Origin of the sequence: Microvirga sp. 2MCAF38 (assembly GCF_052115485.1) — a bacterium.
Classification (GTDB): Bacteria; Pseudomonadota; Alphaproteobacteria; order Rhizobiales; family Beijerinckiaceae; genus Microvirga.
This window is the reverse complement of the sequence record NZ_JBFRGU010000002.1, coordinates 209441-232523: the sequence shown is the minus strand read 5'-3', so window position 1 is coordinate 232523 and position 23083 is coordinate 209441. Positions and strand designations below refer to the sequence as shown.

Genomic DNA, 23083 nt, shown 5'->3' with positions numbered 1-23083 from the left:
ATCAACCACCGATACCCAAGGATTTGAGCTTGCGGTGCAGGGCGGACCTTTCCATGCCGATAAATTCGGCCGTTCGCGAAATATTACCACTGAACCGAGCAATCTGGGCCAGGAGGTACTCTCGCTCGAAGATTTCGCGCGCATCCCGCAAGGGCAGGCTCATCAGCTTCTCGCCTCCCGATCCCGCTGGGGTTGTGGGAACGAGCGCTCCGAGCTCGGAGGGGAGCATATCGGCAGTGACGGCCGCGTCTGGTTCTCCCGTCGTCAGGATCATCAGGCGTTCGACATTGTTGCGGAGTTGCCGAACATTCCCCGGCCAGTCATGAGACTGCAGAACGGCCATGGCGTCCTCGGCGATATCGCGCTTCGGCAAGCCGGTCGCGGCAGAGATCTGGTCCATGAAGAATTCGATCAGTTCTGGCACATCCTCCCTGTGCTCAGCCAGGGAGGGAACCCGGATCGGGATTACGCCGAGGCGGTGGAAGAGGTCTTCGCGGAACCGTCCGGCTGCGATCTCTGCGCCAAGATCACGGCTCGACGAGGAGATGATGCGAACGTCCACATGAACCCGTGTCGTGCCGCCGACTCTCTGGAAATTCTGGTCCACGAGAACGCGGAGGATCCGACTCTGGGTTTCACGCGGCATATCGGCGATCTCGTCGATATAAAGCGTCCCGCCATGAGCCTCTTCCAAAGCTCCCACGCGACGCGCGCGCCCATCGCCGGTTTCGACGCCGAAAAGCTCGGCCTCCATGTTCTCGGGCGTAATGGTTGCAGCCGGCAGAATCACGAAGGCACCATTCGCGCGGGTCGACAATGAGTGCACCGTCCTCGCCGCAAGTTCCTTGCCCGAACCGGGCGCCCCGGTGACCATAATGCGGGCATTCGTCGGCGCGGCGCGCTCGATGGCCTGTCGGAGCTGATTGATCGCAATCGACTTGCCCGCCATGCGGTCCGCCTGAATGGACCGGGCTCGAAGATCGCGCACCTCGCGCTTGAGACGGGACGCTTCGAGCGCTCTCTCAGCCACGAGCACGAGACGATCGGCCTTGAACGGCTTCTCGATGAAATCATAAGCACCGGCCTTGATCGCCGAAACGGCAGTTTCGATGTTGCCGTGCCCCGAGATCATGACCACCGGCAAATCGGGATGCTGCGCCTTGATCAGATCGAGCACTTGCAATCCATCGAGCCGGCTTCCTTGAAGCCAGATATCGAGAAAGACCAGATGCGGCCGCCGGGCTTCAATCGCGGTAAGTGCATCGTCGGACGAGCCGGCCGTGCGCGTCCGATGTCCCTCATCCTCCAGGATGCCTGCGACCAGTTCGCGAATATCGGTTTCATCGTCAACAATAAGGATATCGGCGCTCATGAGCTCGCTCTATTCGTTTCACGGTCTGCAGCGATGTCGGATTTGGCCGGGGCGGCCAATCCCGCCTTCGGAATCCACATCCGAACACGTCCCCCACGTCCCGCAGGGTTGTCGACGAGTTCCATACCACCGCCGTGGTCTTCCAAAATCTTGCTGACGATCGGCAGCCCAAGGCCCGTCCCGCCTTCGCGCGTCGTCATGTAAGGCTCCAACAACCGCTGCCGTCCCTCGACGGGGAAGCCCTTGCCGTTGTCGGTAATTTCGATGATCAGAAATTCGGGGTTCCGGTCGTCGAGCGACACGGCGATCTGGCCCTGCCCGCGCTCTTCCTCCGGCACGGCGGCAATGGCTTCCGTGGCGTTTTTCACGATATTCGTTATCGCCTGGGACAGAAGCCTGCGGTCGATGGGAACCACCACCGGGTGATGGGGCAGTTGATCGGCGAACTGGATATCGGTATGCGCGATACGCATCATGAAGACGACCTGACGGATCGTCTCGTTGAGATCCTCGTCGCCGATCTTGGGCTTCGGCATCCGCGCGAAGGATGAGAACTCATCGACCATGCGCTTGATGTCGTCGACCTGCCTGACAATGGTATCCGTGCATTGGTCGAAAACCTCCCGATCGGTCGTTATGACCTTTCCGTATTTCCGGCGGATGCGCTCTGCCGATAGTTGGATCGGGGTCAGCGGATTCTTGATTTCGTGAGCAATGCGGCGGGCGACATCCGCCCATGCGGAGGTTCGCTGCGCGGTCACGAGATCGGTGATGTCGTCAAGGGTAATGACCAGATCCCGCGCCTCACTGCGTGCTTGCTCGCTTGCCATGCGAACGTTCAAAGTCCGCTCTTTTCCTCTCCGCGAAATCAAAATCTGTTTTTGCAGAATACGTTGTCGAGAACTTCTCATCTCCTCGACGAGGTTGAGGACCTCCGGGAGAACCGCACCGATCGAACGCCCCAGCAGGTCGTCGCTAGTCGTCGCAAGCAGCGCTTCGGTCGATGGATTAACAATGGTGATATTGTTCTGAGCATCGATGCCGATCACGCCTGCGGAGACCCCGGCCAGCACGGCCTCTGTGAAGAGGCGGCGGCGGTCTATCAACTCGCTGGCGGCGGTAAGACCGTCATGCTGATGACGAAGCTCCGATGTCATCTTGTTGAAGGTTTCACCGAGATGGGCGAGATCGCCCTCGCCGCTCCTGACCGGAACCTGAACGTAAAAATTGCCGGTCGCAACTTGATCGGTCGCATAGATCAGGCGCCGGATCGGAGCCACGAGCTTGTTTGCGAAATTGAGGCCGAACCAGATCGCCGACAAGAGAACGATCAGCGCAATGAGCGTAAACATCGACGCGAAGGCAACCTGAATGCCGACCTTCTTCTGTTCCAGCGCTTCATAAATCGCGACACCCGCCTCCGCGACCTGAGGGAACTCGACCGCACGGGGATCGACCTCACGGGCAACATAGAGAATTTTGCCGTCGTGAGCCTGCAGCTTCAGCAGCGCGCGAAACACGTTCCCTGTTCTGGGGAACAGGCACAGCGCCTCGTTCTCGTTGGCATCTTCGAGATCGGCAGGAGCAGGCTGCGGCACGCCGCCCTCAATGGGACGCGGTTCGATCTTCTCGACGACCTTCCCGTCCGGCTCCAAAATCATCGTTAGCGGGAAGCCGAGAAAGAGCGCGCGCGAATTCAAGAAGTCGTGAAAGACCTTGCGGTCGGCATCGTAGAGTACCTTTGCACGATTGAGATCCGCCGCCATCAACTGCGTCTCACGCGCGAGGGATCGGCACTGGTTTTCCCGGTAGGCCCGGGCAATTTCAACTGTGTTGGTCATCAAGTCCTTGATCGAACCTGTGAACCAAGGGTCGAGGCCCCGTTCCAGGGTCACCGTCGCCACCACGGCAACCAAGATCGCCGGGAGAACCGCCACAAGGCTGAACAGGCCGACGATGCGCACGTGAAGGCCGGCAGCAGCAGTTCCCGCCCTGCGCTCCCGCATCAACTTCTTGGCTTGCCATGCGACGACCCCGAGCAGGACCAGAATCAGCGCGCCGTTGAGGATGAACACCCAGATGACGACGTCATGAGTCGGAAGAATGGGCGTAAGGCCTGCCAAAACGAGAAATGTCGTCAGTGCGGAGGTCAGAGCCGCCAGAACCGCAATCGGTCCAAGCCAACCGGGTCCCTGATGGCCGATCTCGGCGATATGGCGTTGCGCTTGTGTGTCAAGGCTGGTCAAAACGGGCGATCCCACGTTGTCAGGTGCAATCCTCGCCCCCAACTGCTGCGGTGATGCACCAACACAACACTGTGGTCAAATTATTACAGCTCGTTATCGACCACTCTTGATGACCTGCAATTCAAGATCGCGGACTTTTTTGCGCAAAGTGTTGCGGTTGACCCCCAACAATTCGGCTGCCCGGATCTGGTTTCCACGGGTCGCGGCCAGGGCCGCGCCGATCAAAGGACCTTCGATCTCCCGCAAGATTCGGTGGTATAGTCCGGGAGGTGGAAGTGTATCCTTGAAGTTGGAAAAATACTCGGAGAGATGCCGCTCCACGGCGTCGGCAAGCGGCTCGGCGTCGGTTTTGGATGCTACCTTGCCGGAACTGGGTTGTGACGGGAGAGGTGTCCTGGAATCAAGCTCGGCATCGATGATCGCCCCGGTAATCGTGTCCTGCGGATAGAGCGCAGCCAACCGACGGACCAGGTTTTCAAGTTCACGCACGTTGCCGGGCCAACGATATCGCTTCAGGCGATCCATGGCCTCGACATCGAGTTGCTTGCGAGACAAGCCCTCCTTTTCAACAAGACCGAAAAAGTGCCGGGCTAGGTCCGGCAAATCCTCGACGCGCTCCCGTAACGGCGGAAGCCGCAGCGGCACGACGTTGAGGCGGAAGAAAAGATCTTCGCGGAAAAGCCCCTGCTGGATCAGAACGCGCAGGTCCTTGTTGGTCGCGGCGACGATCCGGACATTGGTCTTGATCGGCACGCGGCCACCGACTGTCGTGTACTCGCCCTGTTGGAGGACACGCAAAAGCCGGGTCTGCGCCTCCATCGGCATGTCGCCGATCTCATCGAGAAAGAGCGTCCCGCCCTCGGCCTGTTCGAAGCGGCCCGTATTGCGGGAGGTCGCGCCAGTGAATGCACCCTTCTCATGCCCAAAGAGTTCGGATTCGATCAGTTCCCGCGGGATCGCGGCCATGTTGACGGCCACGAAGGGGCCTTGTCGACGCTTGCCGTAATCGTGCAGGGCGCGAGCGACAAGTTCCTTGCCGGTTCCGGATTCGCCCGTGATCATCACGGTCAGATCCGTCGGCATGAGGCGCGCGAGCGCGCGATAGATCTCCTGCATGGCGGCTGAGCGGCCGACAAGCGGGATATCCTCGTTGTCGGCAGCTGGCTTTGCGCTGGAGAGCGCGCGCGGGCGCGAAAGCGCGCGCCCGACGACAGCGACAAGCTCCTTCAGATCGAAGGGCTTCGGCAGATACTCGTAAGCGCCTCGCTCCGAAGCCTTGATCGCCGTCATGAAGGTATTCTGCGCGCTCATGACGATGATCGGCAGGTCCGGGCGCAACTTCTTGATGCGAGGCAGCAGATCGAAAGCATTCTCGTCGGGCATCACCACATCGGTGATGACGAGATCGCCCTCGCCTTGCGTGACCCACCTCCAGAGCGTTGCCGCGTTGCTGGTCGAGCGAACCTCGTAGCCGGCCCGCGACAATGCTTGATTCAAGACCGTCCGGATGGCGGCGTCGTCGTCAGCGAGAAGAATGTGTCCGCTTGGCATGTTCGGTCCTCAATGATCCGATCCACGGCCATCGTCGGCGCGGTGCATCGGCAGTAGAATTCGAAAAGTAGTGCGGCGGGGCGCAGGATCGCACTCGATGATCCCGCCATGATCGCCGACGATTTTGGCGGCAAGGGCAAGCCCAAGTCCGCTCCCCTGCGCCTTCGTGGTCACAAACGGATCGAAGAGGTCGGCCACCAGATCCGATGGGATGCCCGGCCCATTGTCACGGATGCTCACCTCGATGGGCAGGCTGACGCGTTCACGCGACCCGGGCACTTGCAGCCGGACGCCGGTGCGAAAGGCGGTGCCGAGTATGATCTCACCATCCGGGCTGTCGACGCCGATGGCTTCAGCCGCGTTCTTGATGAGATTCAGAATCACCTGAACGAGCTGATCGCGATTACCCAACACCGGCGGTAACGACGGATCGTAACTCTCGGCGAAGCGGATGTGGCGCGCAAAGCCCGTCTGCGCGAGCCGCTTCACATGGTCGAGTACTCCGTGAACGTTGACGGGGCCGCGCTCGATAGGCCGCTCCTCCCCGAAAAGCTCCATGCGCTCCACGAGTTTTACGATCCGATCGGTTTCGTCGCAGATCAGGCGTGTCAGGAGGCGGTCATCCTCGTCCGCCGATTGTTCCAGCAACTGCGCCGCGCCGCGAATGCCCGAGAGCGGATTTTTGATCTCGTGAGCGAGCATGGCTCCGAGAGCCGTGATCGACCGGGCCGCTCCGCGATGGGTCAATTGCCGGTCCATTTTTTCGGCAATGGTGCGCTCCTGCAGCATGATCACGACGCTATCGCTCTGATCGCCAAGCGGCGTTGCGAAAACATCGACAATCCGCTCGGTGCCGATACGGGGAGAGCCTATGTCGATCCGATGTTCGTTGACGCCGGCCCCACGCTTCCGCACATCCTCTATCAAGGCGAGAATGGGCGAGCCGTAAGGGACGAAATCATTGAGCCGTTGTCGCTGCATCACGCGCAGGCTCATCTCGAAGAAGACCTCCGCCGCCGAATTGGCGTGAAGAACCGTGCCCTCGTTGCCGATGGTCAACACCGGGAGCGGAAGCGCGTTCATGATGAGGTCGTTGGCGTTTCCCATCACGCCGCCTTCCGGTTCGGGCGAGCGTAAACCTGACGCAACAGTGACGTGACCGTCTCAGGCGTTTCACTTGTCACGAGGGAAAGACGCAAGGCCGGATCGACATCGAATCCTGAATCGGCTGCGACCTCCGCATAACCGGCCAGATGCTTGCGCGCATGGCGGATGCCGACATCGCGTCCATAAAGCGTCAGCAAGCCCTCGTAATGCTCGATTGCGATATCGGCCATGATTTCGGGCTCAGGGTCAGGAATAAAGCGCCCCTGCAGCGCGGCACCGATTTGACCGACCAGCCAGGGGCGGCCGACAGCCGAGCGCCCTATCATCACCGCGGACGCATGCGAGGCAGAAAGACAGTGGCGCGCATCGTCGAGAGACCCGATATCCCCATTGGCAATGACCGGGATGCGGACGGCCTCGACCACACGAGCGATGGCCTGCCAATCCGCCTGACCCTTGTAGAATTGCTGCCGCGTCCGCCCGTGGACTGTCACCGCGCTGACGCCGAGAGTTTCGGCGCGCTTCGCAAGTTCAGGCGCGTTTAGGGTCTGATGATCCCATCCGAGGCGCATCTTGACGGTCACCGGGACATTCGCGGCAAGAACGCTCGCCTCGATCAATCGGCAGGCGTGATCGAGATCGCGCATGAGCGCCGAACCGGCATAGCCGCCGATCACGCGCTTGGCTGGGCAGCCCATGTTGATGTCGATGATACGGGCTCCCGCCCCTTCGGCGACGCGCACGGCCTCCGCCATCCAGCGAGGGTCGCATCCGGCAAGCTGGACGACATGAGGATCGATATCGGATCCCTCGGCGCGCAAAACGGCCTCCGAGGAGCCCTGAACCAACTCGTCTGAGGCGACCATCTCGGAAATCACCAGGCCGGCACCAAGGCGCTTGGCAATCCGTCTGAACGCGACATCTGTCACGCCGGAAAGCGGTGCGAGAACAGCGCTCACGCCGATCTCGACCGGTCCGATTCGGAAGCCGTCGCCTATTTTTTGATCAATTTTCATTGTGCCTAGTAAATAACCAAATCTATCGTCTGTGCAAGTCCTTCACCATGCGTTTTCACGCTGCGAGGATGTGAGGGTTTGCTTTAGCCGACAGTGCCGCGTAGGACATCGCCTCTCGCCTGGATCGCAATTTCATGACCATTGTCGCTCTCATCGTTGCTGCAGGACGTGGACTTCGGGCCGGAGACGGCCTTCCGAAGCAATACCGCCCTCTCGCCGGGCGCACCGTTCTGGAAAGAACACTCACCGCATTCTTAAGTCATCCTAAGATCGATCGTGTGGCGGTGGTGATAGATGGCCGCGATGAGCAACTCTACGATGACAGCCTGGGCCAAATCCCCGGCGATCTGAAAGCCAAGCTCATTCAAGCGGCGGAAGGCGGAGAGGCACGGCAGCAATCGGTCCTGAATGGCCTCGAAGCCTTATCGTCTCTCAAACCGACGATCGTGCTGGTTCACGATGCGGCCCGGCCCTTCGTCGATCAAGCACTGATCGACAGAGCGATCGAGGCGGCCGATAGAACCGGGGCGGCCGTTCCGGGTCTTGCAGTCACCGACACAATCAAGCTCGTGGGTAAGAGCGGCGAGGTCGTCGCGACGCCTGATCGGGCAAACCTTCGCGCCGTGCAGACGCCTCAGGCCTTTCAGTTCGCTCCCTTACTGGACTCCCATCGCAAGGCGCTCGCCGCCGAGTCGCTCACCTTCACCGATGATGGCGGCTTGATGGAATGGGCGGGCTTTCCCGTTCACGTGTTCGAAGGGGATCCGACCAATGTGAAGCTGACGCATTCCAATGATTTCGCGGAAGCGGAAAGACGGTTGAAAGGCACGCCCATGACCTATCTGACGAAACTCGGTACGGGCTTTGACGTTCATGTCTTCGGCGACGGGGACCATGTCTGGCTCGGCGGCATCAAGGTCCCGCATAGCCGTGGCGTCGTCGCCCACTCGGATGGTGATGTAATCCTGCACGCCCTGACCGACGCCATTCTCGGCGCCTTGGCGGATGGGGATATCGGCGTGCATTTCCCGCCGAGCGATCCACAATGGAAGGGAGCATCGTCGGATCGGTTCCTGGCCGATGCGGTGGCTCGGGTTCGCGGCCGGGGCGGCATTGTCGATCATCTCGACGTGACGCTGCTTTGCGAAGCGCCCCGCCTTGGGCCGCATCGCGAAGCCATGCGCCGGCGGATTGCGGAGATCGCCGGGATCGGGATCGGCGGCGTGTCGCTGAAGGCCACGACGACGGAGAAGCTCGGCTTCACCGGACGAGGAGAAGGCATTGCGGCGCAGGCCGCCGCGACGATCCGCCTGCCCGAGGAGAGCGCATCATGACCCCTGCCCTTCGAAACCGCGCTGCCGACCTGCTTCAGGCCTATGCGACGCGGGGATGGAAGATCGCCATGGCGGAATCGTGCACCGGCGGCCTCGTAATCGGCCTTCTCACCGACATCGCCGGATCATCAGCAGTCGTCGAACGCGGCTTCGTGACTTATTCCAACGAAGCAAAGAACGAGATGATCGGCGTTCCGATGGACCTGATCGCCGCTTATGGCGCGGTAAGTGAGCCGGTCGCCCAGGCCATGGCGGAAGGTGCGCTGTCTCATTCCCGTGCAGATGTGACGGTAGGGATTACCGGTGTTGCGGGCCCCGGCGGGGGCTCGGCGGAAAAGCCGGTCGGGCTCGTGCATTTCGGGCTGAGCGTAAAAGGCCGCTCGACGATCACGCTCGAGCGGCGCTATGGCGACCTCGGGCGGCAGATGGTGAGGCAATCGGCGGTCGAGGATGCTCTCGAACTGCTGGCTCAGGCGCTCGCGACGGACGGCTTGCCGTAGACAATATCCGCGCGCTTTTCGAAGGCGTCCGAGAATTTGTGGAACGCCTTGTCGAACATGGCGCCCATGAGCATGCCCAGCGCAAAGCTCTTGAACTCGTAGACGATGTAGAACTCGATATCGCAACCGGTCGGAGTTTCCTTGAAGCTCCAGCGGTTTTCGAGATACTTGAACGGCCCGTCCACATATTCGACCTGAATGCGCAGGCGTGGCTGGTCGAGGGTGACGCGGGTGGTGAAGGTTTCCTTGATTGCCTTGTAGCCGACGCCCATGGAGGCCACGAGGGTCTCGATACCCTCCCCACTCTGGCTTTTGCGGATGATGCGCAGCGACTCGCAAAGCGGCAGGAATTCCGGATAACGCTCCACGTCCGCCACGAGGTCGAACATCTGCATCGGCGTGTGCTTCACCGGTTGAATGCTGCGGAAGGACGGCATGGTCAAGCGGCCTTGAGAACAGCCGGAAGATCGGCCTCGAAAGCCTGAATCTCCGCCTGCGATTTGAGAATGAAACCGGTTTGATCCGGCCGCAAGGACCGCAAAACCGCAAGCATCTTCGGGCGGATCTTCTTCGGATAAGTCCAGATGAAGCGGACGAAGGTCACATAATCCCGATTGAAATATTCCGGGCAGCCCTCGCCGAGATCCGGGCGCTCTTTCCGGTAGTTGAGGACAACGCGCCAGATCGCCCGGAAAAGGCACAAGGCCCGCGGTCTGTCGAGCATCACGATGGAGGTCGCCCGCGCGACCTGAAGCCCGGCCTCGTCCAGATATTCGCCGTCCATGATCCAAGATGGCTCAGCCGCCAGCCTGGCGGCCTGCGCCTCCCATTCGTCGCTCAAAGGCTTGATCCAGCCGGGGCGCCAGTATTCCCGGTCGAGATGGGTCAGGGGCAAGCCGAGCCGTTCCGCCATGCGGAGAGCGAGGGTCGTCTTGCCGGCGCCCGGCGATCCTATGACGAGGATGCGGTGCATGCGGGATCAGGCCCCGAGCCTCGCAAGCCGTGCCGCTTTCAGCTTCGCGAAGTCGTCGCCCGCGTGGTGCGAGGAGCGCGTCAGCGGCGTCGAGGACACGAGCAGGAAGCCCTTGGCATAGGCCGTGGTCTCGAAGGCTTTGAACTCGTTCGGCTCCACGAAGCGGATCACCTGATGGTGCTTCTTCGTGGGCTGGAGATACTGGCCGATGGTCATGAAATCCACGTCCGCCGAGCGCAGATCGTCCATGAGCTGGAGCACTTCGTTCCGCTCCTCGCCGAGGCCGACCATGATGCCCGACTTGGTGAAGATGGTTGGATCCAGCTCCTTCACCTGCTGCAAAAGGCGGATGGAGTGGAAATACCGCGCGCCGGGACGAACCTTGAGATATTTCGAGGGCACGGTTTCGAGATTGTGGTTGAACACGTCGGGACGCGCCGCGACGACGACCTCCAACGCGCCGGGTTTGCGCAGGAAATCGGGTGTCAGGATTTCGACCGTGGTCTTCGGCGAACGGGCGCGAATGGCGTGGATCACATCCGCGAAATGCTGCGCGCCGCCGTCATCGAGATCGTCACGGTCGACGGAGGTGATGACCACGTGCTCCAGGCCGAGCTTTTCGACGGCCTTCGCCACGTTCTCGGGCTCATGCGGATCGAGCGCCTGCGGCATACCCGTCTTCACGTTGCAGAAGGCGCAAGCGCGGGTGCACGTGTCGCCCATGATCATGAAGGTGGCGTGCTTCTTCTCCCAACACTCGCCGATATTGGGGCAGCCGGCCTCTTCGCAGACCGTGACGAGCTTGTTCTCGCGCACGATCCGGTTCGTCTCGGCCCATTTGGGCGAGCCGGGAGCCTTCACGCGAATCCAGTCGGGCTTGCGCTGCTGGACAGGCTGGTCCGGCCGGTGCGCCTTCTCAGGATGGCGGGGGCGGTTGTCCCTGTTCAGAAGATCGAGAACGACGGCCATGGAATCGAAACCCTCTTGCACATCGGGCAGTGTCTTGATTTGCCGCATTTTTCCCCGCAAAACGGTGCCCGGTTCTGCGAAAATGCGCCACCCCAGTGACTTAAGGGTTTCGGGCCCCGCGTGCAAATGGCGAAATCGCATTGGCATGGCCGGCCCTCGTCCCGCGAATGGATCAGTAGGACGGGCGGCGTCCTGTGACCGCGCGATAGACCACGATCAGGATGGTAGCGCCGAAAATAGCGGCAATCAGAACGCTCCAGAATCCGCTGACCTCGATCCCGGCCAGATTGGCCAGAAACCCGCCGACGAACGCGCCCAGGATGCCGAGTAGCATGTTGGTGATCAGACCATGGCTCGATTTCGTGAATTTCTCCGCGATCCAACCGGCCAGAACGCCGATCAGAAGCATCATCAAAATGCCGACCCCACCCATTTTTCATCTCCTTCCCGGCATGATCCCGCGAAGCTGAAAGCCGCTTCACGAGAAAGATCATGCTCCTGCAATCCTTCCGGAAAACCGGCTTCGGCGGTCCAGGGGCTCGTAGCCAAAGAAAACGGAGCTTGATCTAACGGGATTCGGGTCCCGGTCATGCTCCAATGTCTGAAGGGTCAACGGACAGGCCGCCGGTTTTGTTGCGCCCACCCCACGAACCGTCGATCAAAGGCGGCCGACGTCCACCACAGCTTGGGCAAAAGCCTGTGGCGCCTCCTGGGGCAGGTTATGCCCGACACCGCCCTTGATGAGCCGGTGCTCATATTTCCCCGAGAATTTTTTGGCGTAGGAACTCGGGTCCGGGTGCGGTGCGCCGTTCGCATCGCCTTCAAGGGTAATGGTGGGGACGGTGATGACCGGGCCAGCGGCAAGCCGCTTTTCCAGATCGTCATATCTCTGCTCGCCGTCAGCCAGGGCGAGTCGCCAGCGGTAGTTATGGATCACGATGGCGACATGATCCGGGTTGTCGAAGGACGCTGCAGTGCGATCGAACGTGGCATCGTCGAAGTTCCATTTCGGCGAAGCAAGTCGCCAAATGAGCTTCGAGAAATCGTGCCGGTATTTGTCGTAGCCAGCCCGGCCGCGATCTGTGGCAAAATAGAATTGATACCACCATTCGAGTTCGGCTTTCGGCGGCAAGGGCAACTTCCCGGCCTCCTGGTTGCCGATCAGATAGCCGCTCACGGAGACGAGGCCATTGCAACGCTCCGGCCAGAGCGCCGCGATGATATTGGCCGTCCGCGCTCCCCAATCGAAACCGGCGAGCGTCGCCTTTTCGATTTTGAGAGCATCCATCAAGGCGACGATATCGACAGCGAGCGCCGATTGCTGGCCATTGCGGACCGTTTCACCCGAAAGAAAGCGTGTCGTGCCATAGCCGCGCAGATACGGGACGATCACCCTGTAGCCTGCTGAGGCCAGCAACGGAGCGACATCGACAAAGCTATGAATGTCATACGGCCAGCCGTGCAGAAGAATGACTACGGAGCCATCGGCGGGACCAGCTTCAGCATATCCGACATTCAGGAGGCCCGCGTCGGTCTGCTTCAGTGAGCCGAACGACGTGTGTGCTCCGCGCTTGATCGTCGGCAGTTGCATCGGCTTGAGCTTGCCGGCCTGTGCGTTCGCGGTTGGGATTACACCAAGCTCGGCGGCGGCAACGACCATGGCCGCAGCACCCAAGAAGCGGCGGCGGTCAGGATTGATCTTCTCCGACATCATCTCTCTCCCGTTGGATTCAAAATCGATGTTGTCGCGTTGAGGTGGGAGAACGATGCGCACGTTGCGCGCAGCGATCTCGCCGTAGGCCTGAGGGCAACGCGGGAGCGCTGCCCCAGATCCACGCCCTAGGGGCTCCGAAATCAAACCGGCCATGACGATGGCGGGTGAAACGAAAATGCCCGGCACGAAGCCGGGCATGATTGTTGAGCGTGGACGTGGGGGAGTCGCATCACATATGGATCACGCGACCATACGCATCGAGCACGCTCTCATGCATCGTCTCGGAGAGCGTCGGATGGGGGAAGACCGCGTGGATCAGGTCCTCTTCCGTCGTCTCCAGGTTCATGGCGATGACGAAACCCTGAATCAGTTCGGTGACTTCCGCGCCGATCAGGTGCGCGCCCAAAAGCTGGCCGGTCTTCTTGTCGAAGATCGTCTTCACGAGGCCTTCCGGCTCGCCAAGCGCAATCGCTTTGCCGTTGCCGACGAAGGGGAACCGGCCGACGCGGATGTCGTAGCCCGCTTCCTTGGCCTTGGCTTCCGTGAGGCCGACGGAAGCGACCTGCGGGTTGCAATAGGTGCAGCCGGGGATCTTGAGCTTGTCCATGGCGTGCGGGTGCAGGCCCTTGATGCCCTCCACACAGATCACGCCCTCATGCTCGGCCTTATGCGCCAGCATGGGCGGACCCGCCACGTCGCCGATGGCGAAGATGCCGGGAACGTTGGTGCGGCCGACGCCATCCGTGACGATGGTGCCGCGCTCCATCTTCAGCCCGAGCTTTTCAAGGCCGAGATTTTCCACGTTGCCGACGACGCCGACGGCAGAGATCATCCGCTCGGCGGTGATGTCCTGCGTGCCCTTGCCGTCATCGATGGTGGCGGTGATCGAGTTCGCACCCTTGGCGACCTTCGTCACCTTCGCGCCGGTCAAAATCTTGATGCCCTGCTTCTCGAAGCGCTTGCGGGCAAGGCCCGCGATCTCCGCATCTTCCACAGGCAGGATCTGCGGCAGCACTTCCACCACCGTCACGTCCGCGCCCATGGTGCGGTAAAACGAGGCGAATTCGATGCCGATGGCGCCGGAGCCCATCACCAGAACCGATTTCGGCATGGTGGGCGGCACCATCGCTTCAAAATAGGTCCAGATCAGCTTGCCGTCCGGCTCGATGCCCGGCAGCACGCGTGGACGCGCGCCGGTGGCAACGATGATGTTCTTAGCAGAGTAAGTACCCGCCGGAAGCGTGCCCTTCGGCGCGGGATGCTGCGGCTGCATGGCGGCCTTCTTCGGCGCGGCGACGACGACCTCACCAGGCTTAGAGATGGTCGCCTCGCCCCAGATCACATCGACCTTGTTCTTCTTCAACAACATGCCGACGCCGCCGTTGAGCTTGCCCGACACGCCGCGCGAACGTTGCACGATAGCGGCCGCATCGAAGCCGATCTTCTCGGCCACGAGCCCGTAATCCTTGGCGTTCTCCATGTAGTGATAGATTTCCGCCGAGCGCAGCAGCGCCTTGGTCGGAATGCAGCCCCAGTTCAAGCAGATGCCGCCGAGATGCTCGCGCTCCACGACCGCAGTCTTGAACCCAAGCTGCGCGGCGCGGATCGCGGCCACGTAGCCGCCTGGGCCGCCGCCGATGACGATGATGTCGTATTGTTCTGCCATTTAAGCCTCCGGCTCCCATCCCGCTTGCGAGGATGGGTCAGGGATGGTGCGGACAAGCGCCGCATGTATTGTGTCGAGCACGACATCCATGTCGCGCATGATTTCGGCATTGCTGAAGCGCAGGACGTGGAAGCCCTCGCGCTCCAGATCGTTCGTGCGGCGTTTGTCGTAAGCCTGCGCTTCGTCCGCCCCGTGTTGGTTACCGTCGACCTCGACGATGAGCCGAGCGCCGAGGCAGCAGAAATCCGTGATGTAGGAGCCGATAGGAACCTGACGCCTGAAATGCGTGCCGGTGACCGGGAGGCGATGGCGCAGATGCCACCACAACCGCTGTTCCGGCTCCGTCGGCGTTCGGCGCAAATCCTTCGCGTAGCGTGCTGCACGCGGCGAGACAGGTTTTGCGGCTGGTCGATTCCACGGCATCGCGACTTCTGCCTTCGTTTCCCCTCCCCCTTGCGGGGAGGGGTTGGGGGTGGGGGTCGCAAAGTCGGAACTCGCGTCTCCCGATAAGAAGGCACAGGGAGCCATACAGCCCGAGCCTCCTTACGCTCTCACCCCGTCGAACCACCCCCACCCTTGGTCCCTCCCCGCAAGGGGGAGGGAAAAGGCGTGGCGTTTCTCAAACAAGCATCCCCATCGGGTTTTCGATCAGCCCCTTGAACGCCGACAAGAGTTCCGCGCCCAATGCGCCGTCGACCACGCGGTGGTCGCAGGAGAGTGTGACGGTCATGGCTTGTACGATAGCGGGAGCGTTGTTCTTCACCACAACGCGCTGCTCGCCCGCGCCGACGGCCAAAATCGTGCCGTGCGGCGGGTTGATGACGGCCTGGAAGTCCTTGATGCCGAACATGCCGAGGTTGGAGACCGCCGTCGTGCCACCGGTATATTCCTCCGGCTTCAGGCGACGGTTGCGGGCGCGGCCCGCGAGGTCCTTCATCTCGGCGGAGATGGCGGTGAGCGTCTTCGTGTCCGCCTTGCGGATGATGGGTGTGAACAAGCCGCCTTCGATAGCGACCGCCACGCCCACATCCGAATGCTTGAAGCGAAGAATGCGGTCATCCGCCCACACGGCGTTGGCGTTCGGCACGCGCTGGAGCGCAATGGCGAGCGCCTTGATGACGAAATCGTTCACCGAGAGCTTGTAGGCGGGCTTGCCGTCCTTATCCTTCGGCGCAGCCGAATTGATCTGCTCGCGCATGGCCATCAGCGCGTCGAGTTCGCAATCGAGCGCCAGATAGAAATGCGGCACCGTCTGCTTGGACTCGACGAGGCGCTTGGCGATAGTCTTGCGCATGCCGTCGAGGGGGATCTCCTCGTAAGATCCCGGCTCGAACATCGCCTTGACCTGATCGGCGGAAGCGCTTGCAGCCAACGGCGCGGCGGCGGGAGCGCCTGCGGGAGCAGCGGCAGGAGCGCGCTTCGCGCCACCACCGGCAACGGCCGCGCGCACGTCCTTCTCGACGATGCGGCCATGGGGGCCGGAGCCCTGAACGGCGGCAAGATCGATGCCTGCGTCCTTTGCAATGCGCTTGGCAAGCGGCGAAGCGAACACGCGCGCGCCCTGCCCGGCAGCTTGACCGTTCGGCTTCGCGGCGGGAGCCGGAGCGCTCGGAGCGGCCTGGGGTGCAGGAGCAGGCGCGGCGGCAGGAGCTTCAGCCTTCGGCGCGGGAGCTGCAGCCGCTGGAGCGGCAGCGCCGCCGGAAGCCGCGACGGATTTCGGATCCTCGCCCTCGCCTGCGATGAGCGCGATGAGCTGGTTCACGGGCACGTCGGCGGAGCCTTCCGGCACCACGATCTTGGCGAGGACGCCTTCATCCACGGCCTCGACTTCCATGGTGGCCTTGTCGGTCTCGATCTCGGCGATGACGTCGCCGGACTTGATTGTGTCGCCTTCCTTCTTCAACCACTTGGCAAGGTTGCCCTTTTCCATGGTCGGCGAGAGGGCTGGCATCAGGATATTGATGGGCATGGCGTTTTAGATCCTGAGCAGAGATGGGTTAATTGAGCGATTGGGTCGAGCCGGGATCGGACGGATCCTCCAACTCGGCCTGAATTCCAGCGGTGATCTCCGCCATGGCCTCTTCCTCCGAGAGGTCGGTTTCCATGGCGTAGACGCGCGAGGCGTGACGGGCGAGGTCCACGAGGAGCACGCCCCAGGTAAACGGATCGTCGAAAGCGCGGCGCAGCGCGATGCTCACCGCCCCCTCGACCACCGAAGCCCGGAGAATCTCGACACCGCCTTTTTCAACGGCGTCGGGAGGAACGTTCAGCGCTTCGAATTTCCGTTCAGCCATTGGATCACCGATAGGTTACCGCTTTCACAGCCTGCACCACTTCGCCGACATTCGGCAAAGCGAGCTTTTCGAGGTTCGCGGCGTAGGGCATGGGCACGTCCTTGCCCGTGACGCGAAGGACCGGCGCATCGAGATAATCGAAGGCTTCCGCCATGATGCGCGCGACGATCTCAGCACCGACGCCGGATTGCGGATAACCCTCTTCCACCGTGATGCAGCGGCCCGTCTTCATGACCGAGGCGACGATGGTCTCCGTATCCATCGGGCGGATGGTGCGAAGGTCGACGATCTCTGCGTCGATGCCTTCCTTCTCCAATTCCAGCGCGGCCTTGATGGCGTAGGTCATGCCCATGCCGAAGGACACGATGGTCACATCCTTGCCCTGGCGATGGATGCGCGCCTTGCCGATAGGGATCGTGAAATCGTCCAGCACCGGCACCGGGAACGATTGACCGTAAAGGATCTCGTTCTCGAGGAAGACGATCGGGTTCGGATCGCGGATGGCGCTCTTGAGCAGACCCTTCGCGTCAGCGGCGGAATAAGGCGCCACGACCTTGAGGCCCGGAATGGCGGAATACCACGCCGCGAAATCCTGGCTGTGCTGTGCCGCCACGCGGGCCGCGGCACCGTTCGGACCACGGAACACGATGGGCGCGCCGAGCTGACCGCCGGACATGTAGAGGGTCTTGGCCGCCGAGTTGATGATCTGGTCGATCGCCTGCATGGCGAAGTTGAAGGTCATGAACTCGACAATGGGACGAAGGCCCGTGAACGCCGCGCCGACGCCGATACCGGCAAAGCCGTGCTCGGTGATCGGCGTATCGACGACACGCTTCGCGCCGAATTCCTGCAACAGGCCCTGCGTAACCTTATAGGCGCCCTGATATTCTGCGACCTCTTCGCCCATGACGAAGACATTGCCATCGCGGCGCATCTCTTCCGCCATGGCGTCGCGAAGCGCTTCGCGGACAGTCATGCTGGTCATTTCGGTGCCGGCCGGAACTTCCAGGCCCGCATCGTAGCCACGCGCGGGCTGCGCCGGTACGGCGGCCGGTACGGCGGCCGGTTTTGCCGCCATGCCTTCAGCCTGGGCATCGGGGGTCGGCGCTGGCTGCGCGGCGGGAGCGACCCCGAGATCCGGCATCTTCGCGTTGGCGACGGCGGAAGCAACGTCCTCGCCCTCGCCTGCCAGAACCGCGATGGGAGTGTTCACGGCCACATTGTCGGTGCCGTCACCGACGAGAATCTTGGCGAGAACGCCTTCATCCACGGCTTCGATTTCCATCGTCGCCTTGTCGGTCTCGATCTCGGCCAGCACGTCGCCGGACTTGACCTTGTCGCCTTCTTTTTTCAGCCATTTGGCCAATTTGCCCTGCTCCATCGTCGGGGAGAGCGCGGGCATGAGAATATCGATCGCCATGGAAAACTCGTTTCTCCAGTTATGCTTTCGGCGAATTCTTCAAAACGCGAACGCGCTTAGAGGAGAATGTCGGTGTAAAGCTCTGACGGATCCGGTTCCGGATCGTGCGTGGCGAATTCGGCCGCCTCGTTGACGATCTCGCGCACCTTGCCGTCCATGACCTTCAGCTCGTCTTCCGACAGCTTCCAGCTTTCCAGCAAACGGCGGCGCACCTGCTCGATGGGGTCGTGCTCCTCGCGCATGCGGGTCACCTCGTCCTTCGTGCGATACTTCGCCGGGTCGGACATGGAGTGGCCGCGATAGCGGTAGGTCTGCATTTCGAGAATGTACGGTCCCTTGCCGGAGCGTGCATGCTCGATGGCGCGCTGGCCGGCGGCGTAGACCGCGCGGACATCCATGCCGTCCACCTGCTCGCCGGGGATGTTGAACGACACGCCGCGCTTCGAGAAATCGGTCTGCGCCGAAGCGCGGCTCACCGCCGTGCCCATGGCGTAACGGTTGTTCTCGATCACGTAGACAACCGGCAGCTTCCAGAGCTGCGCCATGTTGAAGCTCTCATAGACCTGGCCCTGGTTGGCTGCGCCGTCGCCGAAATAGGTGAGGCACACATTGCCGTTTTCGCGATAATGGTTCGCAAACGCGATGCCGGTTCCCAGAGACACCTGCGCGCCCACGATACCGTGGCCGCCGTAGAAGTGCTTCTCTTTCGAGAACATGTGCATCGAGCCGCCCTTGCCTTTCGACAAGCCGCCGCGACGCCCGGTCAACTCCGCCATGACGCCCTTGGCGTCCATGCCGCAGGCCAGCATGTGGCCGTGATCGCGATAGCCGGTGATCACCTGATCGCCGGGCTTCGTCGCCATCTGCATGCCGACGACCACCGCTTCCTGCCCGATATAAAGGTGGCAGAAACCGCCGATGAGACCCATGCCGTACATCTGGCCGGATTTCTCTTCGAAACGGCGGATCAGGAGCATGTCGCCATAGGCGGCCAGATCCTCATCCTTGTTGAATTGCGGTGTATTGGGAGCGGCTTTTCGCGCCGCGCTCTTATTGGAAATGGACTTGTTAGCCGCGCTTGAACCAGCGCGGCCCGCCTTTCGGGCAGCAACAGCCATCGGGTCCTCCGAAGGGTTTCCTCAGACGAAAGTTCTATCGCAGGCCAAGGCGGAAAGCGAGAGGGTTAAAAAAGAGTTTATGCGACAAGGTAAAGATTGCAACCGGTTGAAATTGCAAATAAATTTATCAATCAACCGAATTTCAGTTAATCAGAAAATTTGGAGGTATATGCTCAAGGTCCGGTGATGATGACGAGATCATTGGGGTGCACACGTCCGAGCATGACCCGCGCCCGCTCCTCGAGCAGATCACGGTCGATCTGGTCGCTGCGGAGAAGCGCAATACGGCGTTCCCAGTTGCCGTGCTCGGTCTTCAAGCCATTGAGCTCTTTCGTGAGATCGGCGGCGAGAGCCTCGTATTGTTCGCGCGCCTGTGCGCCGCGTGCACCTGTCTGCGCGTGGTGCATGAAATACCCCACAACACCCGCGGAGATGCTGTAGAGCATCAGCGGAATCAGGATCTTTCGGGCGCGTCTACGAACAACCATGGGAGGATTCCTACAATCCCATGGTTAAGAAGCCGTTAGGTCATGTCCCCTTCGTCATTCCGGGGCCGCGCAAGCGGAGCCCGGAACCCATCACCGCGACGTGGTTCAAGAAGGCGCTCTAAGGTGGAGGAGCTTTATCCGGCGACACTAGCGGCTATGGGTTCCGGGTTCGCGCTATGCGCGCCCCGGAATGACGGGGAACTGCGTTTCAATCCCCGAATGGGCCGCTCGCACCGCCGGGGCCGTTGCCGGGTTGCACCTGGATACGGTGGGTTCGCTCCTCTTCCTTGCCTTTCGGAAGGGTCACGGTCAGTACGCCGTTCTGGAAATTCGCCTTCACCTCATCGACATTGATCGCGTACGGCAGCCGCAGCGCGCGCTGGAAAGTGCCGAAGGAGCGCTCCACGAAGTGGTAATCCTCCTTCTCTTCCTTCATCTCAGTCTTCTTCTCTGCACGGATGGTGAGCACGCCGTCGTCGAGCCGGACGTCGATATCATTCTCGGCCACGCCGGGAAGCTCGGCGCGAACCCGCACTTCCTTCTCTGTCTCGCTGACATCCATCTGCGGCATCAGCATCCCCGCGCTTTGTGGCGCCGTGGCGGGGAGCGCACTGCCACGCATCATGTCGTCGAACAGGCGGTTGATCTCCCGATTCATGGACATGAAGGGATCACGCCCGAAACCCGACTCCGTCAAACCGCCGAAGCCATAGGGAGACAATGGATTGCGTGCCATGGATTCCTCCTTGATGGGTCCAACGCCAACAAAAGCGTTCAACGTCTCAACGCGTCATCCGCCCGCCGGGTTCTCGGAATCCCGCCGAAATCGTGGCCTCGGGCGAGCGTCAGCGAGAACCCGAAATCCACAACCTCAGCCGTCGCGAAAAAAGCACGGCATGACCGCGTGGAAGAGAAAGATCGGAGCGCTGCGGCGCCGGCCCTCGCAGCGCAACCTTACAGCACGAAAAAGTCGTTCGCCATCAGCGCGAGTTTCTTGGGCAGGATCGCGAATTGCACCGCCGCTTTCGCGCCGTTGCCGTCCTGATCGTAGAACAACGCACCGGTCTTCTTGTTGTAGATGATCCGATCCGACGCATCATGCGCGCTGTCGCCGATCCAGAATGCGGACTTCGCCAGAACGCCCTTCTTGGCAATCTTGGAGAACACCGATTTGGCGAGATGGATGGTGTCGTCGCGGTGGTTGAAATCAGCGAGCTTGTCCACGTTGTTCTTCTTGTTCAGCTTGGTGTCGAACACGAAGATGTCGCGGCCTTTGCCACCATTGAGAATGTCTTTGCCGTCGCGACCGGCGAATTTATCGCTGTTCGCGCCGCCGAAGAAAATATCGTTTCCGGCAGAGCCCTTGATGTCCTCAGACGCGATATCGCTGACCTTGATGGTGAGGCGCTGATCGACGAAGCGCCCCGTCTGGTCCGTGGCGCGCACCGTAACGCTGTGGCTCGTCGCCTGCTCGAAATCGAGCTTCAGACCGTCGGCCACAACAAGAGCATCGCTCTTGAGAGCAAACCGCCCGCCCGCATCGTCGAGAAGCTTGTAGGTGAAGGTGTCGCCGGAATTCGCGTCGATGGCTTTCAAGACGCTGACTGGCGTTCCCGCAACAGCGCCTTCGGCAACGCTGGAGCCAGTGGCCTCTATGGCGGTCGGAGCAACGGGGACCGGCGGCGGAACCGGCGCTCCGGGATCGACGGTCACGGTGATCGTCGCCTCCCGGGAAGTCTCGTCAGCCAAAGACAAGCTGATTTGCTTTGGCGCCGTGATGGCGCCGTTCGCATGAAAATATGTCAATGAGCGGAGAATTTCCTGCACTCCGGCGACGGGCGTGTCCGAAGCGGGGAATTGAATCCACATCTGCAAGCTATCGACCGCCTTGATAATACCAACTTGGGTTCCGGCAACGCTGATGATGCTATCGACCGCTAGGCCGTTCGACAATGTGACCGAGCCCGAAACATCGATGCCGAGCAAATCGTCCTGGTCACCTGCCACGACGCTGATTGAGAGAGAGGTAAGCTTTCCATTTGCGGTAACGACGGCATCTTGGTTCGCGTCGAGCCGCACAGGCGCCTGGCCCGTCAGCCTGACATGGTCGTCATGGAGAGCGCCGATCGCCGGAGGCAGATGACTCGTGGTGATGAGCGGTCCATTGGCCGTCTCTCTGGCGACGATGATATCGACACGGCCCGTCGTATGAAGCGCGTTGCGCTCTGCCGCGGTGAGTATGCCGTTGGTCAGGACGAGGGTTTCGTTGTCGGCCTCATTCCCACGGACAAGTTTTGCCGTCTGACTATCGTCGACGGTGATAACCGCATTGTCGTCAAGCACAGAGATCTTCGTGAAATTGCGGATCGTCTTTCCCACGAGATTGATGTCGGCTCCCGCCAACCGAAGTAAATTCCCGCCGCCCTTTCCATCGATCAGGTGCGTATCCGCCAGTTGGCCAGCCTTGAACCAGATGACATCGTCGCCATTGCTGCCGAAGATCGTGTCGATTCCGGAGAATGTCGCCAGGCGATTCAGTTCGTAATGAAGCGTGAAAGGGCTTTCACCGTAGAGCTGCAGCGTATCGTTACCCTCGCCGCCCGCGATCTTATCTCCGTTGGAGATGCCAAACATCGCCGCGGTGAAAACGTCATCGCCAGCGGTGCCGACGAGGTCGTCAATTCCCGCGGTAAGGATGTTGGGATCATCCGGCGCGGTCATGACGGTAACACTGGCGTTCACACTGGAATTGTCCGGACCGGCGATCTCGACCGTGATCAAGGAATGGCTGATTTTGTTCGCATCAGCCGACGAATTCACATACGTCAAGGCGTGGAGAAGCTGCGAGACCCGTTCGGGTGTCGCTTCGTCATTGAACTCGAAAGTGAGTTGCCATTGGTCGCTCCAATCGGCCACCTGGCCGATGACGTGCCCGTCCACCGATATGACGCTGAGGTTGTTGAGCCCGTCGGTCGCGGTCACGCGGGTGAACAGAGAATCGAGGCCGAAATGCTCGCCGCTCGAGAAGCCATAATTGACGATGTACATATAGGACACCAACCCGCTTGCCGAGCTGATGACCGCATTGGACCCGACATCGATATGAACGGCCTGCCCGGCAGCGCTCCTCGCCGCGTCTCCTTCGAGACCTGTCAGCGTCAAAGTCTGATCGAGACTCGGAGAGGTTTCCTGAACGGTCCCGTGCGAAACTTGCGGCAAATCAATCGGCAGCATGGCGACATCCCCGACGCTCGCGCTCCGCGACCGTCTTCTGCCGCGTATTTTAGATTCGAGGTAATTTTATATCAATACAAT

General features: G+C 61.1%; 21 protein-coding genes. 2 read left to right on the top strand and 19 right to left on the bottom strand.

All coding sequences use genetic code 11. The features are described 5' to 3' along the window. Window position 1: 1 nt before the first annotated feature. The 5 genes from ntrX to dusB all read right to left on the bottom strand — a co-directional run bounded on the left by ntrX (window position 2) and on the right by dusB (window position 7292). The gene (gene ntrX / locus AB4072_RS05565; protein ID WP_441966092.1) at window positions 2-1372 is read right to left on the bottom strand and encodes a nitrogen assimilation response regulator NtrX; all 1371 of its coding nucleotides are present in this window, start codon (window positions 1370-1372) and stop codon (window positions 2-4) included. Then, window positions 1369-3618 carry an ATP-binding protein gene (locus AB4072_RS05560; protein ID WP_441966090.1) on the bottom strand — a complete coding sequence of 750 codons (2250 nt, stop codon included), beginning with the start codon at window positions 3616-3618 and terminating at the stop codon, window positions 1369-1371. The genes ntrX and AB4072_RS05560 overlap by 4 nt, the downstream gene beginning before the upstream one ends. 93 nt (window positions 3619-3711) lie before the next feature. After that, entirely contained in the window at window positions 3712-5169 is a 1458-nt protein-coding gene (gene ntrC / locus AB4072_RS05555; RefSeq protein WP_441966088.1) for a nitrogen regulation protein NR(I), read from the bottom strand. A gap of 9 nt (window positions 5170-5178) precedes the next feature. Then, window positions 5179-6276: a two-component system sensor histidine kinase NtrB gene (locus AB4072_RS05550; protein ID WP_441966548.1), complete on the bottom strand. Its 1098-nt coding sequence runs from the start codon at window positions 6274-6276 to the stop codon at window positions 5179-5181. Next, entirely contained in the window at window positions 6276-7292 is a 1017-nt protein-coding gene (gene dusB / locus AB4072_RS05545) for a tRNA dihydrouridine synthase DusB (protein ID WP_441966087.1), read from the bottom strand. Before dusB ends, AB4072_RS05550 begins: the two co-directional genes overlap by 1 nt. 134 nt (window positions 7293-7426) lie before the next feature. Here dusB and AB4072_RS05540 point away from each other — a divergent pair, with 134 nt between their 5' ends. Both AB4072_RS05540 and AB4072_RS05535 read left to right on the top strand, forming a co-directional pair. Continuing rightward, window positions 7427-8626 carry a bifunctional 2-C-methyl-D-erythritol 4-phosphate cytidylyltransferase/2-C-methyl-D-erythritol 2,4-cyclodiphosphate synthase gene (locus AB4072_RS05540; RefSeq protein ID WP_441966086.1) on the top strand — a complete coding sequence of 400 codons (1200 nt, stop codon included), beginning with the start codon at window positions 7427-7429 and terminating at the stop codon, window positions 8624-8626. After that, a complete protein-coding gene (locus AB4072_RS05535; RefSeq protein WP_441966084.1) occupies window positions 8623-9126 on the top strand; it encodes a CinA family protein in 504 nt (167 codons plus the stop codon). The genes AB4072_RS05540 and AB4072_RS05535 overlap by 4 nt, the downstream gene beginning before the upstream one ends. Here AB4072_RS05535 and AB4072_RS05530 read toward each other — a convergent pair. The 14 genes from AB4072_RS05530 to AB4072_RS05465 all read right to left on the bottom strand — a co-directional run bounded on the left by AB4072_RS05530 (window position 9096) and on the right by AB4072_RS05465 (window position 23002). Further along, window positions 9096-9563 carry a type II toxin-antitoxin system RatA family toxin gene (locus AB4072_RS05530; RefSeq protein ID WP_441966083.1) on the bottom strand — a complete coding sequence of 156 codons (468 nt, stop codon included), beginning with the start codon at window positions 9561-9563 and terminating at the stop codon, window positions 9096-9098. The genes AB4072_RS05535 and AB4072_RS05530 overlap by 31 nt on opposite strands. Before the next feature lie 2 nt (window positions 9564-9565). Beyond that, window positions 9566-10099 carry a topology modulation protein gene (locus AB4072_RS05525; protein WP_441966081.1) on the bottom strand — a complete coding sequence of 178 codons (534 nt, stop codon included), beginning with the start codon at window positions 10097-10099 and terminating at the stop codon, window positions 9566-9568. Between the two features lie 6 nt (window positions 10100-10105). After that, entirely contained in the window at window positions 10106-11068 is a 963-nt protein-coding gene (gene lipA, locus AB4072_RS05520; RefSeq protein WP_441966547.1) for a lipoyl synthase, read from the bottom strand. 172 nt (window positions 11069-11240) lie between these two features. Then, complete coding sequence (locus tag AB4072_RS05515) at window positions 11241-11501, bottom strand: GlsB/YeaQ/YmgE family stress response membrane protein (RefSeq protein ID WP_441966079.1); 261 nt, start codon at window positions 11499-11501, stop codon at window positions 11241-11243. A gap of 225 nt (window positions 11502-11726) precedes the next feature. Beyond that, entirely contained in the window at window positions 11727-12779 is a 1053-nt protein-coding gene (locus AB4072_RS05510; protein ID WP_441966545.1) for an alpha/beta fold hydrolase, read from the bottom strand. A 232-nt stretch (window positions 12780-13011) separates the two neighbouring features. After that, complete coding sequence (lpdA, locus tag AB4072_RS05505) at window positions 13012-14448, bottom strand: dihydrolipoyl dehydrogenase (protein WP_441966078.1); 1437 nt, start codon at window positions 14446-14448, stop codon at window positions 13012-13014. Beyond that, a complete protein-coding gene (locus AB4072_RS05500) occupies window positions 14449-14871 on the bottom strand; it encodes an endonuclease domain-containing protein (RefSeq protein WP_441966076.1) in 423 nt (140 codons plus the stop codon). It lies immediately after the preceding gene. 196 nt (window positions 14872-15067) lie between these two features. Beyond that, window positions 15068-16417 (bottom strand): pyruvate dehydrogenase complex dihydrolipoamide acetyltransferase, encoded by a 1350-nt coding sequence (locus AB4072_RS05495; protein ID WP_441966075.1) that lies wholly within the window; start codon window positions 16415-16417, stop codon window positions 15068-15070. A gap of 28 nt (window positions 16418-16445) precedes the next feature. Next, complete coding sequence (locus AB4072_RS05490; RefSeq protein WP_441966073.1) at window positions 16446-16742, bottom strand: DUF5076 domain-containing protein; 297 nt, start codon at window positions 16740-16742, stop codon at window positions 16446-16448. A 4-nt stretch (window positions 16743-16746) separates the two neighbouring features. Continuing rightward, window positions 16747-18162, bottom strand: coding sequence for a pyruvate dehydrogenase complex E1 component subunit beta (locus AB4072_RS05485; protein ID WP_441966072.1), 1416 nt, complete (start codon window positions 18160-18162; stop codon window positions 16747-16749). A 56-nt stretch (window positions 18163-18218) separates the two neighbouring features. Further along, window positions 18219-19280: a pyruvate dehydrogenase (acetyl-transferring) E1 component subunit alpha gene (gene pdhA / locus AB4072_RS05480; RefSeq protein ID WP_441966070.1), complete on the bottom strand. Its 1062-nt coding sequence runs from the start codon at window positions 19278-19280 to the stop codon at window positions 18219-18221. Between the two features lie 173 nt (window positions 19281-19453). Beyond that, complete coding sequence (locus AB4072_RS05475) at window positions 19454-19768, bottom strand: FtsB family cell division protein (RefSeq protein WP_441966068.1); 315 nt, start codon at window positions 19766-19768, stop codon at window positions 19454-19456. Window positions 19769-19976: 208 nt separating this feature from the next. Further along, the gene (locus AB4072_RS05470; RefSeq protein ID WP_441966066.1) at window positions 19977-20504 is read right to left on the bottom strand and encodes an Hsp20/alpha crystallin family protein; all 528 of its coding nucleotides are present in this window, start codon (window positions 20502-20504) and stop codon (window positions 19977-19979) included. Between the two features lie 218 nt (window positions 20505-20722). Next, a complete protein-coding gene (locus tag AB4072_RS05465) occupies window positions 20723-23002 on the bottom strand; it encodes a hypothetical protein (protein ID WP_441966064.1) in 2280 nt (759 codons plus the stop codon). Window positions 23003-23083 lie beyond the last annotated feature (81 nt).